This is a genomic window from Kitasatospora sp. Root107 (assembly GCF_001424875.1).
GTDB lineage: Bacteria > Actinomycetota > Actinomycetes > Streptomycetales > Streptomycetaceae > Kitasatospora.
On the sequence record NZ_LMCT01000067.1, the window covers coordinates 182529 to 198116 of the forward strand.

Sequence of the window (15588 nt, forward strand, 5' to 3'; positions counted from 1 at the left end):
CGTCACCGGCTCGCCCGGCGCAGGCGGTCGGCGGTGCGGCGGGCGACCCGGGCCTCGCTGCGGTGGCCGTGGTGGCGCAGGTAGTGGTCGAGCCACTCCATGGATCCGGCGAGCTGCTCGACGTCGCTGCCGGGCGGCTGGGTGCCGAGGCTGTCCAGGATCTCGACGGCCTCCCGGAACGGGGCGAGCACCTGCTCGGTCTGTTCCAGGCGGGAGTGCCGCAGCGCCAGGTTGGACAGCACGTGCACGGCGCCGGACCGGTGCTGCTCCGGGTCCTGCGCGTACAGCCGCCGGTAGAGGTCGGCGGCCTCGCTGGTGGCGGTCAGCGAGCCGGTGTGGTCGTCGGTGTCGGCGCACCGGATGCCCAGGTGGTTGAGTGCCGTGGCGAGGCCGGCGATGTGTTCGGCCGCTCCGGCGGCGACGAGCTGCCGGTACAGGACGACCGCCTCCTCGGTTGCGGCCCGCGCCTCCCGGTGCCGTCCGAGTACGGCGAGGCGACGGCCCAGGCTGTCCAGGGCGTCCGCGTAGAGGTGGCGTACCCGGCCCGGAAACCGGGAGAGTTGGTGCCGGTAGATCCGGACCGCATGCTCGGTGGCGGACAGCGCCTCGGCGGCGCGGCCGCCCCAGGCCAGCAGCAGGCCGAGACTGTGCAGGCAGCCGGCGTGCAGGAGCTGGAACGCGGGATGGTCGTGGCCGCCGGACAGGTCGACGGCCTCCCGGAGCAGTTCGGCGCCCGCGTCGGCGCGCCCGGCCCGGCCCAGCGTGAGGCCCTCGCTGTTCAGCCGGTCGATCCGTTCCACCAGCTTCGGGTCGGGTGGCGGCAGCTGCGGCCCCGGGACGGACGTACGGGTGAACTCGCCGTCCTCGGTCAGGCGGAAGCCGTGGCGTTCCCACAACTGGTCCAGCGAGGCGAGCAGATCCGGCGAGACTGCGGCCAACCTGTCGCGCAGGCCCACCAGTTCGGTCCGGTAGGGAGCCGCCTCGGCGGCCCGGCCGAGCTTGGTCAGTGCCCCGGTCAGCGTCAGCAGGGTCATCTCGTAGCCGGTCTGGTCCGACGGAGTCCGCGGGCGGCCCAGCGAGCGGTAGCCGGCGACCGACTCCTCGAGTGCCGGGACGGCCTGCTCGAACCGGCCCATCTCCTCGAGCTTGATGCCCAGATCCCCCAGTGCGGAGGCGAGTTCGGCCCGGGCGTCGGCCGTGCTGGGGCCCGCCGCCGGTGGGCGCTGGGTGAACAGGGCCGTCATGAGCGGTGTGACGCTGCGCGCCACCAGCTTGCGGCGGAGCAGCACGGCCTCCTCGATCCGGGCCAGTGCCTCCTGGTGGGCGCCGGTCTCGGCCAGCTGGTTCCCGAGCCGGGCCAGCGCCCCGGCCAGTTCCGGTTCCAACTCCGGCTCCAGCCGGGCGGCTTCGCGGAGCAGGGCCACCGCCTCGGTGGCCGGCACCCGGGCCTCCGCACGGCGGCCCAGCAGGCCCACCAACAGCGCGAGCATGTCCAGCGCGGATGCCAAGGCCGGCCGGTAGCGGACCTGGTCCCGGTCCGTGAGCGCGCGGAAGACCGCCACGGCCTCCGCCATCAGCTCGGCACCCTCCGTCAGGCCGCCGGGCGTGCTGCCGAGCAGCATGGCTAGCCGGTACAGGGCGAGTCCGAGAACCGCTCGCTCCGGGGCTCCGGCCGCCGCCCGCCGGAGTCGCGTCACCTCCGAACGCGCCTGCGCCACCTCGGCCGTGTCCAGTCCCCGCGCGTCCTGTTCCGGCATCCCGAACCCCCTGTTGCTCCGGCTGCTCCGGGGCGCACCGCCCTGCGGTGAGCACGCCGGGTAGCCGGGAGTGGTTCCAGCCCGCACTGCTGGAGGGGTCGGGTCACGGCCCGAGCGGCAGGCCGACCGAGCGGAGGGCGGCGCGGGCGGCGCGGTGGCGGCCCTCGTCCAGGGTGGCGACGGCGGTCAGCAGAGCGCGGTAGCGGGTGGGGGAGTGGGTCAGGGCGGTGGCGTACTGGGCCAGGTCGGCCGGGGAGCGCAGCCGGGCGACCTGCTGGGTCAGCGCGGCGGCCAGTTGGGCGTCCAACTGCAGGGCGGTGGCGGCGAGTTCGTCGGTCCGGCGGCCCGCCGCCTGGTGCAGCAGGCGGTACGCGTCCTCGGTGCGGCCCGCAGTGCGCAGGTGGTCGGCCAGGGTGGCCAGTTCGGCGGGCGGGGCCGAGCCCCACTCCCAGAGCAGGGTGAGGCTGTCGGCGGAGAGCCCGGCCTGCTCCAAGGCGGCCAGCAGGGAGGGGAGTTCGGCGGCCGGGTAGCCCCAGAGGGCGTGGAACAGGGCGGCCGCCTCCTCGGCGAGACCGCCCCGGCGCAGCTCGGCCAGGGTGCCGGCGGCCTGACCGGCGGCGCCGTGGGCGACGGCCCTGGCCAGGTAGCCCGCCGCGCCGGCCGGGCCCTCGGTGCGCAGCAGCGCGATCAGCCGGGCCACGTCGGCGGGGGCCAGCACCACCGCGGCCTGCGCGGTGACGGCGGCCGACTCCTGGGCCGAGCCTTGGCCGTGCAGGGCGGTGATCCGGGCCGCGAGGGCGGCCAACTCGGCTGCGCTGCGCGGTTCGGGGGCCCTAGGCCGGGGCGGCTGTGCGGGCTGCTCCGGCTGCTCCGGTTGTGGGGCGGCCGGCTCCGGCGCGGCGACCCCGGCGAACCTGGCGCCCCGCATCGGGGCGGCGGTGACCACCGGGGCGGGCTGGGGTGCGGCACTCGCCTCGTACGCGCCGCCGAACCGGGCTCCGGTCGGGCGGCGCTGGACCGGGACGGCGGTCTGCTCGCGCCGGTGGTCCTCCAGCGCGAGCAGACGTTCACTCAACTCCAGGTGCCGGGCGCCGAGTCCGTCCCGCAGGGTGCGGATCTGGGCCAGCTGGCGGTGCAGTTCGGGGTCGGCGGTCCCTTCCAGGGCTTCGGTGAGCCGCTGCTCCCGCTGGGCCGCGTACCGGCGGGCCCGCAGCAGCTCGTCCAGCTCCGTCCGCAGGGTCTGGACGTCCTCCGTTGCCCCGGGGTCGAGTCCGCGCACCGTCATCGCACCGTCCTGTGTCTGCCAGCCGTCCCTGGAGGGTCATCCTGGCCGCAGAACAAGGCAGTTGTGTTACGGCGACGAGTCCGGCGCTTTTCGGGGCCGGTCAGGAGCCTCAGGCGCGGCCGAGCAGCCGGACCACGTCCACCACCCGGTGCGAGAAGCCGGACTCGTTGTCGTACCAGCCGAAGATCTTGACGTGCCGTCCGTTCCCGCCGACGGTGGTCAGCTGCGCGTCGAAGATGCAGGAGTGCGGGTCGCCGACGATGTCGCTGGAGACCAGCGGCGCCTCGGCGTAGCGGAGGACTCCGGCCAGCGGGCCCTCGGCGGCGGCCTTGGCGAACAGCGCGTTCACCTCCTCGACGGTGGTGGGGCGGGCCAGGTAGGCGGTCAGGTCGGTGATCGAGCCGACCGGGACCGGGACGCGCAGCGAGGCGCCGTCCAGCTTGCCGTTCAGCTGCGGGAGCACCAGGCCGATCGCCTTGGCCGCGCCGGTCGAGGTGGGCACGATGTTGGTGGCGGCGGCCCGGGCCCGGCGCAGGTCCTTGTGCGGGCCGTCCTGGAGGTTCTGGTCCTGGGTGTAGGCGTGCACGGTGGTCATCAGGCCGTGCTCGATGCCGATCCCCTCGTCCAGCACCTTGGCCAGCGGGGCCAGGCAGTTGGTGGTGCAGGAGGCGTTCGAGACGATGTGGTGCACGGCCGGGTCGTAGCGGTCGTGGTTGACGCCGTACGCCAGGGTGAGGTCCTCGTTGGACGCCGGGGCCGAGATCAGCACCTTGCGGGCGCCCGCCTCCAGGTGGGCCCGGGCCCTGGTGGCGTCGGTGAACACGCCGGTCGACTCGACCACCACGTCCACGCCCAGCTCGCCCCAGGGCAGTCGGGCCGGGTCGCGCTCGGCGAGCACCTTCACCTTGCGGCCGTTGACCACGATGCTGTCGCCGTCCACCTCGACCTCGCGCTCCAGCCGGCCCATGGTGCTGTCGTAGGACAGCAGGTGGGCCAGGGTGGCAGCGTCGGTCAGGTCGTTGACCGCGACGATCTCCAGGTCGGCGCCCTGCTGGAGGGCTGCGCGGACGAAGCCCCGGCCGATCCGGCCGAATCCGTTGATCGCTACCTTGATCGCCATTCTCGACTCCCTTGCAGATGGGGTCACTCGGCGGGATGCCAGGCTTCGTCGGCTGGTAACCGCTTTAAGTGGTTACTCGGTAGCCTACGGGTCGACGATCACCGGTGCAACCGGTCTGAGGGGTTAGCTGGTTATGCTGGGGAGATGGAGTTCGTCTTTGTCGCCGGTGATCCCGCGCTCGATCTGGTCGGTACCGTGCAGCGGCGCCGCACCCTGGCCCGCGACCTGCTGCCGACACCGGCCGACCTGGGGCTCTGGACAGCAGCGGCCGGGTTGGTCGACCAGCCGGTCGAGGCGGGGGTGGACGACCTGGAGCAGGCGCACCAACTCCGCGAGGCTGTCTACCGCTTGGGCCTGGCGGCGGTTGCCGGGGAGCCCTACCCGACGGCCGACCGCAGGCTGCTCAACCGGCTGGCCGACGGCCCCGCACTCCGGCTCGACCTGCGCCCCGACGGCACCCTGCGCCGTACCGGCAGCGCAGCCGCCGCCCTGGCGACGGTGGCCAGGTCGGCGCAGGAGCTGTTCGCGCTGCCGCTCGGCGCGCCGATCCGGGAGTGCGCGTTTGAGTCGTGCACCCGGCTGTACGTGGACCGCTCCCGCCGGGGGGTGCGCCGCTGGTGCGACATGGCCGCCTGCGGCAACCGGGCCAAGGCCGCAGCCTTCCGCGAGCGGCACCCCGGGTAGAGCGGCACACGCTGCACCACCAGGGGCTCGGGGAACTGCGACGCCAGCCACGGGACGGCTTCACGTGCGGGATTGGTCAACCCCGGGCGCGGCTGACGTGTGCCTGGCGTGCGGGCTCAGGCGAAAGTGCCTGGCTTTTTACGCGGCGATCACGCTCCTGAGGTTGGCGTCGCAGTTCCCCGAGCCCCTGTCTGCCGAACCGTATGCCTTAGGAGGCCAGCTGGGCCCGGGCCTCCATCAGGGCGAAGCCGAGCAGGTTGAGGCCGCGCCAGTCGGCCGGGCGGAGGGCCTGCTCGTGGTCGGCGGCCAGGCCGATGCCCCAGACCCGGTCGAGCGGGCTGGCCTCGACCAGGACCCGGTTGGCGGTGCCCAGCAGGTAGGACCGGAGGGCCGGGTCCTGGCCGAACTTGGCTACGTTGCCCGCCACCACCAGGTCGAAGCGGGCGGCTGTCCAGCGCTGGTCGTCGAAGCCGCGGACCAGCCGCCCGAGCTTCTTCGCCTCGGCCGGCGTACGGGCCGTCAGGATCCGCCAGAACGCCTTCTCGTCATCGAACAGCCGGGCCTTGCCCGCCATCATCCAGTGCTCTGCGGTGGAGAACCGCACCCCGTCCACGGTGAACTCGGACGGCGCCCACTGGCTCAGCGAGCCGGGCCCGACGCTGCCGTCATGCTCCGGCCGGTGGCCCCAGAACATCAGGTACTTCGGCCGCGCGCCGGCCGCCACCAGGGCGGCCAGGTCCTCGCGGGTGCGGGTGGTGGAAGGGTGCGCGGCGTCGTTCATACCGGCATGCTGTCACCCGCCACCCACACCCGGCCTCCGGTTTTCCCCGGCCACGTGCGGCCGCACCAACTCGGCCGTCTCCCGGCCGTACGCCTCGGCGAGCCTGGCGAGGAAGTCGTCCGGCCGGTACGCGTACTCCTGGGTGCCGACCGACTCCAGTGCCAGGGTGGCCAGCAGGCAGCCGACTTGGGCCGCGACCGGCAGTGGCAGTCCCCAGACCTCACCGGCCAGCACCCCGGCCCGGAAGGCGTCGCCGACGCCGGTCGGGTCGGCCCGGCGCAGCTCCTGCGGCGGGCGGATCTCGATCGGGGCTTCGCCCTGACGCTCGATCAGCACACCGTCCGCTCCGAGGGTGGTGAACCAGGTGCCGACCCGGCCGAGCAGCTCGGCCCCGGTCAGCCCGGCTCGCTCCAGCAGCAGGCCGCGCTCGTACGCGTTGGTGAAGAGCCACCGCGCGCCGTCGACCAGGGTGTGGACCTGATCGCCGGTCAGCCGGGCGAGCTGCTGGGAGGGGTCGGCGGCGAACGGGATACCCGCCACCTGGCACTCGCCAGTGCGGCGCAGCATCGCCGCCGGGTCGTCCGCCCCGATCAGCACCAGCCGGGCCGGGCCGGTGCGGCCCAGCACCTCGGGGAGGCTGATGTCGGCGGCCCGGCTCATCGCGCCCGGGTGGAAGGAGGCGATCTGGTTCTGCGCCTGGTCGGTGGTGCACAGGAAGCGGGCGGTGTACCGGCCGGGGACGGTGAGCACACCCCGGGTGTCCACGCCGTTGGCGCGCAGCCAGTCGTCGTACTCCCCGTGGTCGCCCCCGGCCGCCCCGACCAGCAGCGGGCGCAGGCCGAGCCGGCCGAGGCCGAGGGCGATGTTGGCGCCGACCCCGCCGCGCCGGATCTCCAGCCCGTCCACCAGGAACGAGAGCGAGACCTTGGTCAGCTGATCGGGCAGCAGCTGGTCGGAGATCAGGCCGGGGAAGGTCATCAGGTGGTCGGTGGCGATCGAGCCACTGATCACGATCTGCCCGTGGGCGGCGTACGCGGTCATCGGATCTCCCTCGGAAGGTGGAGCGGTCACCAGCCGTGCCGGTGGCCGCCGGTCCGCAGCCGGGAGACCAACTCCCGGCGCAGCGCCCGGTCCTGGTCGGTCTCCACCGCCAGGTCGAGCTGGACGATGTCCACCCCGGCCGAGTGCAGCGAGCCGATCCGGTCGGCGACGGTGGCCGGTGAACCGGCGTAGGCGGTGGCGAACGCGCGGCGGACGTACGCGGCCACCTGGTCGGCCGCCTGCTGGTCGGGCACCTGGCCGCGCTCGCGGTCGCGGTCCAGCGCGACCGCCTCGGCGAACCGGGGCCGGTCCGGCCCCGAGGTGAGCCGCAGGGCGTCCCGGCGCAGCTCCTGGACCCGCCGCCGGGCGGCCTCGTCGGTGTCGGCCAGTACCAGGGTGAGGTGCCGCCAGATCCGCAGGCTCCGGCCGAACCCGGCTGCGGTGGCCCGGATTTCGCCGATCCGGCGCCGGGTGTCGGGCAGCGGGAGCGACGGCAGGGCGTACACCTCGGCGTGCCGGGCGGCCAGCTCGACACCGGCCGGGGCCGAGCCGCCGAACGAGATCAGCTCGCCTCCCGGTTCGGGCCGAAGCCCGGCCAGTGCACCCCTGACCTGGTAGAACTCGCCCTTGTGGTCGAACTCCTGATCGGCTGTCAGGGAGCGCCGGAGCAGCCCCAGGTACTCGTCGGCCCGCCGGTAGCGGTCCGGCTTGCCCAGGGTGTCGCCGTCCCTGGCCACGTCCAGATCACTGGATCCGACGATCACATGCGCCGCCACCCGGCCGCCGGAGAGCCGGTCCAGGGTGGCGAGTTGGCGGGCCGCGACGGTGGGGGCGGTGGTGCCGACCCGGTGGGCGACGGCGATCCGCAGCCGGCTGGTGGCGGCCAACGCCCAACTGCCCACCAGCCACGGGTCGGGCCAGGAACTCGACTGCACCACCAGGGCGCTGTCGAGCCCGTCCTCCTCGTTCTCCCTGGCTGTCCTGGTCACGTGCCCGGGATCGGCGGTGCGGTCCCTGGGGTCGGGGGCGAACCGCAGCGCCTGCCGCTCCCGAGGGGTCCGGCCGGTGACCGGGGCGGCCCGTACGCCGCCGCGCAGTTCGAGTTCCATCACGGCCCCTCAGCCCGCCGCCGGGCCGAGCCGGGCCAGGGTGTCCAGCAGCCGGGCCCGGCTGACGAACACCTCGGGCGGCAGCGACACGTACAGCTGGATGGTGGTGACGCCCGGGCGGTGGTACCGCATGATCCGCTCCCGGCACTCCTCGGGGGAGCCGGAGATGAACAGGCCGTCCACCACCTCGTCGGGCAGGGCGGCCTGCGAGCCCTCCGGGTCGCCGGCCGCCCAGAGCTTGTGCGTGTCGGCGAGCAACTCGCCGTGGCCCAGCCACTCGTGGAACTTGCGGTACGGCTCCCGGTTCAGGATCCAGGCCAGGAACGGCCGGCTGGCCCGGTGCGCGTAGTCGGTGTCCTCGGTCGGGCAGACGAAGACCTTGACCACCAGCTCCTTGCCCGGCGGCTGCGGACCGACCGCGTCCAGCACCTTCGGCACGTCCTCGGGGAACAGCAGGTTGGAGATCGCGCCGTCCCCCTCGGTGAAGCCGAGCCGGAGCATGTTGGGGCGCAGCGCGCCGAGGATCACCTTGACCGGCTCGGCCGGCGGGTGCGGCAGCCGGTACCCGGTGATCGAGAAGGTGTCGAAGTCCCCGGCGATGTGCTCGCCGCGCAGCGCCCGGGTGACGAACCGCAGCACGTCCCTGGTCCGCTTGAAGGGCTCGTCGAACGGGATGCCGTTGATGTCGGTGACGTGCGCCGGGACGGAGGCGCCGATTCCCAGCAGCAGGCGCCCGGGCGCGAGTTGGGCCAGCGTGGCGGCGGTCTGCGCGAGCACCGCCGGGCCCCGGGTGTGCACCGGCACGATGCCGGTGCCGATCCGCAGGCTGGGCGACCAGGCGGCGGTCGCGGCCAGCGGGGTGAAGGCGTCGGTGCCGCCGCCCTCGGCGCTCCAGACGTCGGTGTAGCCGAGGTCGGGGAGCCGCTCGACGATGAAGCGGTGCCGGTCGATGGTCAGGCCGGGCAGCGGCAGCGTGATGCCCCACTTCGGCGGTTCTGAGGTGTACGCGGTGGTCATCGGGCGGCCTTCCTGCGGGCGGGGGTCACGGCCGGACCGAGACCGTGGTGAGGTCGAGGAACCAGGACTGCGGCTGGACCAGGCCCTGCACCTTCGGCGAAAGAGCCCTGGGGTTGCGGTCGTTGACCACGAACAGCCACGGCGCGTCGGCGGTCACCAGCCCGAGCGCCTGCCGGTAGTCGGCCTGCCGCTTGGCCTGGTCGGGCGAGGCGGCGGCGGACTTGAGCAGCTCGTCCACCTTCGGGTTGGCGTAGTGGCCGGTCCAGAACGGGCTGTTGGAGCCGACGAAGAGCGGCAGCAGCGCCTCCGACTGGAACAGCGTGGTGGACTGCGCGATGGCGTCCGAGCCGAGCGCGACCTCGCCCTTGGCCTCGGCGCCGATCAGCGTCGACCAGTCGGTGGTGCGCAGCTCGACCTTGATGCCGACGGCCGCCAGATCGCGCTGGATCGCCTCGGCGATCGGCACCGGCACCAGGTTTCCCGAGCCGCCGGTGGGCACCGTGACCGAGCTGGCGAAGCCGCCGGACAGTCCGGCTTCGGCGAGCAACTGCTTGGCCTTGGCCGGGTCGTAGGAGTACGCGTCGCCCGCCTTGTCGTACGCGGCGGTGGCCCGGGGCGCGGCCTGGTAGGCCGGGTCGGCGGTGCCGTGCAGCAGCTTGTCGGCGATCGCCTGGCGGTTGATCGCGAAGTTGGCCGCCCTGCGCACCCGGGGGTCGCTCCACGGCGCCTTGGTGGTGTCCAGGATCCAGTACCAGAGGTGGTCGTAGCTGTTGGTGAGCACCTGCACGCCGTCGGCCTTCAGACTGTCGAGGTCGTCCGGGTTCGGGTACTCGATCCAGTTCACCCCGCCGGAGCGGAGTGCGGCGGTGCGGGCGGCGGCGTCCGGGATCGGCTTGACCACCAGCTTGTCCAGCTTGGGTGCGCCGCGCCAGTAGGTCTTGTTGGCGACCAGCTCGATCTGCTGGCCCTCGGTGTACGAGGAGAACGCGAACGGGCCGGTACCGACCGGGTGTTGGGCGAACTTGGCGGAGCCGGTCAGCTTGACGGCGGTCGGGCTGGCGATCAGGACGTGCGCCAGGTCCTCCGGGAAGTGGCCGTTGGGGTCCTTGGTGACCAGCTCGACGTGGTCCGCGTCCAGCTTGCGGTAGCCGGTGATGCCGCCCGCGTACTCCTTGGCGGCGGCGCCGAGCGCGTCGGTCCAGTACTCGCTGCCCTTCTTCAGGTAGCGGTCCAGGTTGAACAGCACGGCGTCGGCGTCGAAGGCGGTGCCGTCCTGGAAGGTGACGCCCTTGCGCAGGGTGAAGGTCCAGGTCTTCGCGTCCGGGGCGACCTGCCAGGACTCGGCCAGCGCTCCCGTGACGGCCGGCGGCTTGTCGGTGACCGACAGGTCGTAGCGGGTCAGGCCCTCGTAGATCTGGAAGCTGACCAGCCGCTTGCCCTCGAAGCCGGCCCCGCCGATCACGGTGTCCGGGTTGGGCAGCTTGCCGGTGGCACCGATCACCAGGGTGCCGCCCCTGCCCTTGCCGCCGGCGTCCGAGCCCGGCGCGGTGGCCGAGCTGGAGGCGCAGCCGGCGGTGGGGAGCAGCAGCGTGGCGGCCAGCGCGACGGCTCTGGAGCGGGTCATCAGGTGACGGTGCGTCATTATGTGGTCCTCAGTGCGTGATCGGACGTCCGAGGGGCGCCGGTAGCGGCGTCCAACAGGGCGCGGGTGTAGGGGTGTTGCGGGGCCGACCAGAGCTGGTCGGCCGGGCCCTGCTCGACCACCAGGCCGTCGCGCAGCACCAGCACCCGATGGGCGAGGCGCCGGACCACGGCCAGGTCGTGCGAGATGAACAGGTAGGCCAGACCGGTCCTTTCCTGCAGACCGGTCAGCAGGTCGAGCAGCCGTTCCTGCACGCTGCGGTCCAGCGCCGAGGTCGGCTCGTCGCAGACCACCAGCTCGGGGCGGGTGGCCAGGGCCCGGGCCAGCGCCACCCGCTGGAGCTGTCCACCGGACAGTTCGCGCGGGTAGCGCAGGGCCAACTCCGGCTTCAGGCCGACCTGTTCGAACAGCTCGGCGACCTGTGCCGGGCGGTCCCGGCGAGGGGTGCCGTGCAGCCGCAGCGGGTCGGCCACCGCGTCGCCCGCGCGCAGCGCCGGGTTGAGCGAGCCGCGCGGGTGCTGCGGCACGAACTGGAGCCGGGCCCGGACCGCCCTGGCGCTCCGGCCGCGCAGCCGGTACGGGTCGTGCCCGGCGAACCGGACCGTGCCGCCGTCCGGCGCAAGCAGCCCGAGTGCCAGCCGGGCCAGGGTGGACTTGCCCGACCCCGACTCGCCGACCAGGCCGACCGTCTCACCGGGGGTCACGTGGAGGCTGACTCCGGCCAGTGCGGTCCTTCTGCCGAAGTCTTTGCGGACTGCGTCGACCGTCAACAGTTGTGGGGGATCGGGGCGCTTGCTGTCTGCACTGCGCAAGGTTGCACTTTCCAGGGGCTCGGGGAACTGCGACGGTTCGTGGCTGGCGGGCATCACTGCGAAAGTGCCTGACCCGGTACGTACGTTGAACGCTTCTGAGGTCGGCGCCGCCGTTCCCCGGGCCCCTGTCTTCCGCACCGTGTGCCCGGAGCCCGGGATCATCGGAGGGCTCCTGGTTCGGCGGCGAGGAGTTCCGCCGGGCCGGAATCGACGACGTGGCCGTCGCGCAGCACCGCGACCGTGCCGCCGATCCGGCGGGCCGCCGTCAGGTCGTGGGTGACCAGCAGCAGCGCGAGGCCGCACTCCCGGCGGAGCTCGTCGAAGAGGTCCAGGATCCGGCCGCGCACCAGCGCGTCCAGCGCGGTGGTCGGCTCGTCGGCGATCAGCAGTTCGGGCCCGCAGCACACCGCGATGGCGATCGCGGCCCGCTGCCGCAGGCCCCCGGACAGTTCGTGCGGGTAGCTCCGGGCCACCCGCTCGGGCTCGGAGATCCCGGCCAGCTCCAGCAGCCGGGGTACGGCGTCCCGGGCAGCCCGCCGCCCGTCGGCCCGGCCGTGCCGCCGGAGCACCTCGGCCAGCTGCGGGCCGATCCGGCGCAGCGGGTCCAGTGCGGCGGTCGGGTCCTGCGGTACGTAGCCGATCCGGCTGCCGCGCACCCGGGACCAGTCCCGTTCGTTCAGCCCGCGCAGCTCGGTGCCGCCGAGCCGGATCTCGCCGGAGACCTCGGCGCCGCGCCCGGGCAGGCCGAGCACGGTCCTGGCGACGGTGGTCTTGCCGCTGCCGGACTCGCCGAGCAGTACCAGCGCCTCCCCGGCGCCCACCTCGAACGAGACCCCGGCCACGGCCCGGACCCCGCCCGGGTAGCCGACCGTCAGGCCGGTGACGCTCAGGGCCGCGCTCACCGGGCCACCGCCGGGAGTTGGGCGCCGCTGTCGCCGAGGCGGCGGCGCAGGCGCTCGCCGAGGGTGTTGAAGAGCACCGAGACCAGCAGGATCACCACGGCGGGCTGGACCGCCACCCAGGGGTGGGTGAGCAGGGCGGGCCGCAGCTCGTCCAGCATCGCCCCCCACTCGGCGGTCGGCGGGGCGACCCCGAGGCCGAGGAAGGAGAGCCCGGCGGCATACACCACGGCGAGCCCGACCAGCGAGGACGCGTACACCAGCACCACCGGCGCGACCACCGGCAGCACCTGACGCACCGCCAGTTCGAACGCTCCGGCGCCGCTCACCCGGGCCGCCTCCAGGTACTCGGCGGTGCGGATCCGGCGGACCTCGGTGAAGCCGACCCGGGCCACCGCCGGGGTGAGCACCACCGAGAGCGCCAGCACGGTCGCGCCGAGCCCGGGCCGGAGCAGGGTGGCCACCGCGATGGCCAGCAGCACCCCGGGGAAGGCGTACAGCACGTCCAGCGAGCGCAGCAGCGCCTGTTCGGTGATCCGGCCGCCGAGGCCCGCCGTGATCCCGAGCAGGGTGCCGAGCACGGTGGCCAGCAGGACCGGCACCAGCCCGCCGACCAGCGAGGCGCGGGCCGCCCAGATCAGCCGGCTGAGCAGGTCCCGGCCCTGGCCGTCGGTGCCGAGCAGGTGATCAGCGGCGCCGGGGTCGAGCAGCCGGGCGTCCAGCGAGCCGGCCGCCGGGTCGTACGGGGCGGCCAGCGGCGCGGCCAGCGTGACCAGGAGCAGTAGCAGCGCGGCTCCGAGGGAGAGCAGCAGGACGGGGTCCTGACGGAGGGTCGGCTTCATGGTCAGCCCCGCACCCGGGGGTCGACGGCCGCGTGCGCCGCGTCCACCAGCAGGTTGATGCCGACGAAGGCGACCGCCACCAGCAGCACCCCGCCCTGCACCAGCGGCAGGTCGCGGGCGGAGAGTGCGTCGAACAGCAGCCGGCCGATGCCCGGCCAGGCGAACAGGGTCTCCACGAACACCACGCCCTCCAGCAGGTAGGCCAGTTGGAGGCCGCCGATGGTGAGCAGGGCGGGGGAGGCGTTGTGCACGCAGTGCCGCAGAACAGCCGCCCGGCTCAGGCCGCGGGCCCGCAGGCTGTCGGCCAGTTCGCCCGCCAGTACCGCGGCCAGCGCAGCCCGGAACACCTTGGCGGTCAGCCCGAGCGGCACCAGTGCGGCGGCCACGGCGGGCAGCACCAGGTGCCGCAGCAGGTCGGCCGGGCCGCCGGAGCCGAACACGTCGTGCGTCCCGCCGGCGGGCAGCCAGCGCAGCCGGACCGCGAACACGGCGATCAGCAGCAGCGCCACCGAGTACTGCGGCGCGGACACCGCGAGGGTGCTCAGCGCGCCGCAGACCTTGCCCGGCAGGCGGTCAGGACGGACGGCGCCGAGCGCGCCGAGCAGCACCCCGCCGGTCAGCACCAGCAGGAAGGCCGCGCCGGTCAACAGCAGGGTCTGGCCGAGCGCCGAGCCGAGCAGCTCCTGCACGGGGCGCTGGGCGGAGATCGACACCCCCAGGTCACCGTGCAGCGCATGGGCCAGCCAGCCGAGGTAGCGCACCGGCAACGGCCGTTCCAGGCCGAGCCGTTCGGACAACTCCTGCCGGGCCTCGGGTGGTGCGCCGGGGCCGAGGAAGGCGGTCAGCGGATCACCGGGCACCAGCGCCACGGTGGCGAACACCACGACCGTCACGCCGAGCAGCGTCGGCACCGCGAGCAGCACCCGGCGCAGCAGGAACCCGGTCATCCGCACACCCCGCTCGGCAGGGTGGTGGGCTGGGCGGCGGGCATGGCGGACTTCCTTCCGGGGACACGGGGTGGTGGTGTCACGAAGGTTGCGGGTCAAGGAGGTTGGCAGCCAGTCAGCAGTTCATGCGGATACCGCTGGTCATAGGACGGACCGGGCCCCTCAGCGCGGTGCCCCGGCCGCCGGACCGCAGTCCCGTCCTTGACCTGCTACGGGCCCCCACCTAGGGTGCCGGTATGGCAATCCGGCGGACCGACTTCACCCTGGTCGGGATCGGCGGCTCGTGGCACCGACGGTGTTTCGACGAGCTGTGTCCCCGCGCATCTCGGCGCTGACCGCCCAGCCACCCTCTCGGCGGCGCCCTTTCGAAGCCAGGCCCGTCCGGCCCGCCGCCCGTCCCCCACGGCTAGCGGCCGTCGTACCGAGCCCGCCGCAGTGCCGAGCCCCCGGGCCCGGCCCGCCACGTCCGAGGGGACCGTAACGCCATGCCTCACCATGTCCTGTCAGCTCACCCCACCACCTCCCTCGCCCCGCACCGGGACGGTGCGTGATGGCGGCCCTGACCGGCCGGAGCGCGCCGTCCACCGCGCGTAGCCACCGGGCCGGACCGCGCCGCTACCCGCACCTCGGCGCCGGCCCGGCGGTCGGGGCCGAGGCTCCGTACGTGCAGGCCCTGCACGCCGAGATCGACAACCCGCTCGACCTGATCGCCGGTCACCAGCTGCTCACCGAACCGGCCGGCCGCCGGCCCACCACGCAGCAGTGCGACTGCGGCCACCCGGTGTGCGGCGGCCACCGGACGGACCGGACCCGGATCTTCCTGATGGAGCGTCATCCGGTGGCCAGCGCCGGTCTGCGCTCGGTGCTGGCCACCGTGCCGGGCCTGGCCGTGGTCGGCAGCACCGGCGACCCGGCCGGGGCGGTGGCGGCGGTGCGAAGGGTCCGGCCGGACGTCATCCTGCTCGGCCGGGGCGCCTCGCTCGGCGACGACCTGGCGATGGTGGCCGCGCTGCGCGGCCCGGACGGTGCGCCGGAGGCCCGGGTGCTGCTGCTGCGGCGGGCCGAGTCCACCACCGAGGCAGGCCGGATCCTGCTGGCCGGGGCCAGCGGCTGCTTCCCGCTCGACCTGTCCGAGGACCGGATCATCGGCGCGGTCCAACTCGCCGCCGCCGGCGGGTCGGTGTTCCTGCCCGCACCGCCACCGGCCCGGGTGCACCCGGCCAGCCTGGCCGGGCAGGCGGCCGAACCACCGCTCCAGCAGGTCGGGTTGACCGGCCGGGAGCGGGACGTGCTGGCGCAGCTGGCCCGGGGGCTGAGCAACGCCGAGATCGGCCGGGAGCTGGCGCTGGCCGAGGCGACCGTGAAGAAGCACCTGACCCAGGCGATGCGCAAGATCGGCCAGTCCGACCGGCTGCGTGCCGCACTGTACGCACACCGGCACGGCCTGGCGGGCTGAACCTTCAGGCAGGCGCTTCGCCATGCACCACCAGGGGCACGGGGAACTGCGACGCCGACCTCAGGAGCGTGATCGCCGCGTAAAGGGGGTCAGGCACTTTCGCTTGTACGGGAGGGCGACCTTCGGAGTAGTCCGGTGCTCCGATGGTCGCCCCAACCGGGTCCGTTCGGGGCTACTTCGTCAGGTGGCCGGTTCC

General features: G+C 74.0%; 14 protein-coding genes. 2 read left to right on the forward strand and 12 right to left on the reverse strand.

The annotated features are described in order from the left end of the window. Positions 1–2 precede the first annotated feature (2 nt). From ASC99_RS32055 to gap, 3 genes are all read right to left on the reverse strand, one after another. Positions 3–1757: a tetratricopeptide repeat protein gene (locus tag ASC99_RS32055; RefSeq protein WP_057238678.1), complete on the reverse strand. Its 1755-nt coding sequence runs from the start codon at positions 1755–1757 to the stop codon at positions 3–5. Between the two features lie 103 nt (positions 1758–1860). Then, complete coding sequence (locus tag ASC99_RS32060; protein ID WP_057238680.1) at positions 1861–3042, reverse strand: hypothetical protein; 1182 nt, start codon at positions 3040–3042, stop codon at positions 1861–1863. A gap of 109 nt (positions 3043–3151) precedes the next feature. After that, positions 3152–4162 carry a type I glyceraldehyde-3-phosphate dehydrogenase gene (gene gap, locus ASC99_RS32065; RefSeq protein WP_057238684.1) on the reverse strand — a complete coding sequence of 337 codons (1011 nt, stop codon included), beginning with the start codon at positions 4160–4162 and terminating at the stop codon, positions 3152–3154. Positions 4163–4306: 144 nt separating this feature from the next. On the opposite strand from gap, the gene ASC99_RS32070 reads away from it, so the two are divergent. Then, the gene (locus tag ASC99_RS32070) at positions 4307–4846 is read left to right on the forward strand and encodes an ABATE domain-containing protein (RefSeq protein ID WP_057238688.1); all 540 of its coding nucleotides are present in this window, start codon (positions 4307–4309) and stop codon (positions 4844–4846) included. Positions 4847–5054: 208 nt separating this feature from the next. Here the strand turns inward: ASC99_RS32070 and ASC99_RS32075 are convergent, their stop codons facing one another. The 9 genes from ASC99_RS32075 to ASC99_RS32115 form a co-directional block, all read right to left on the reverse strand. Continuing rightward, entirely contained in the window at positions 5055–5627 is a 573-nt protein-coding gene (locus ASC99_RS32075; protein ID WP_057238689.1) for an NADAR family protein, read from the reverse strand. Between the two features lie 12 nt (positions 5628–5639). Beyond that, positions 5640–6668, reverse strand: coding sequence for a PfkB family carbohydrate kinase (locus ASC99_RS32080; RefSeq protein ID WP_057238691.1), 1029 nt, complete (start codon positions 6666–6668; stop codon positions 5640–5642). 26 nt (positions 6669–6694) lie between these two features. Beyond that, complete coding sequence (locus ASC99_RS32085) at positions 6695–7777, reverse strand: LLM class flavin-dependent oxidoreductase (RefSeq protein WP_057238693.1); 1083 nt, start codon at positions 7775–7777, stop codon at positions 6695–6697. A gap of 9 nt (positions 7778–7786) precedes the next feature. Continuing rightward, positions 7787–8794 carry an LLM class F420-dependent oxidoreductase gene (locus ASC99_RS32090; RefSeq protein WP_082598804.1) on the reverse strand — a complete coding sequence of 336 codons (1008 nt, stop codon included), beginning with the start codon at positions 8792–8794 and terminating at the stop codon, positions 7787–7789. 25 nt (positions 8795–8819) lie between these two features. Then, complete coding sequence (locus ASC99_RS32095; RefSeq protein WP_082598832.1) at positions 8820–10418, reverse strand: ABC transporter substrate-binding protein; 1599 nt, start codon at positions 10416–10418, stop codon at positions 8820–8822. Positions 10419–10435: 17 nt separating this feature from the next. Further along, entirely contained in the window at positions 10436–11140 is a 705-nt protein-coding gene (locus ASC99_RS32100) for an ATP-binding cassette domain-containing protein (RefSeq protein ID WP_162257946.1), read from the reverse strand. Positions 11141–11406: 266 nt separating this feature from the next. Continuing rightward, the gene (locus tag ASC99_RS32105) at positions 11407–12150 is read right to left on the reverse strand and encodes an ABC transporter ATP-binding protein (protein WP_057238695.1); all 744 of its coding nucleotides are present in this window, start codon (positions 12148–12150) and stop codon (positions 11407–11409) included. Beyond that, on the reverse strand, positions 12147–12989 hold the full coding sequence (locus ASC99_RS32110; protein WP_057238697.1) for an ABC transporter permease: 843 nt from the start codon (positions 12987–12989) through the stop codon (positions 12147–12149). Before ASC99_RS32110 ends, ASC99_RS32105 begins: the two co-directional genes overlap by 4 nt. A 2-nt stretch (positions 12990–12991) precedes the next feature. Further along, on the reverse strand, positions 12992–13936 hold the full coding sequence (locus ASC99_RS32115; protein WP_057238699.1) for an ABC transporter permease: 945 nt from the start codon (positions 13934–13936) through the stop codon (positions 12992–12994). Between the two features lie 550 nt (positions 13937–14486). Between ASC99_RS32115 and ASC99_RS32120 the strand changes: the two genes are divergently transcribed. Further along, positions 14487–15392: a response regulator transcription factor gene (locus tag ASC99_RS32120; protein ID WP_057238701.1), complete on the forward strand. Its 906-nt coding sequence runs from the start codon at positions 14487–14489 to the stop codon at positions 15390–15392. Positions 15393–15588: the final 196 nt, after the last annotated feature.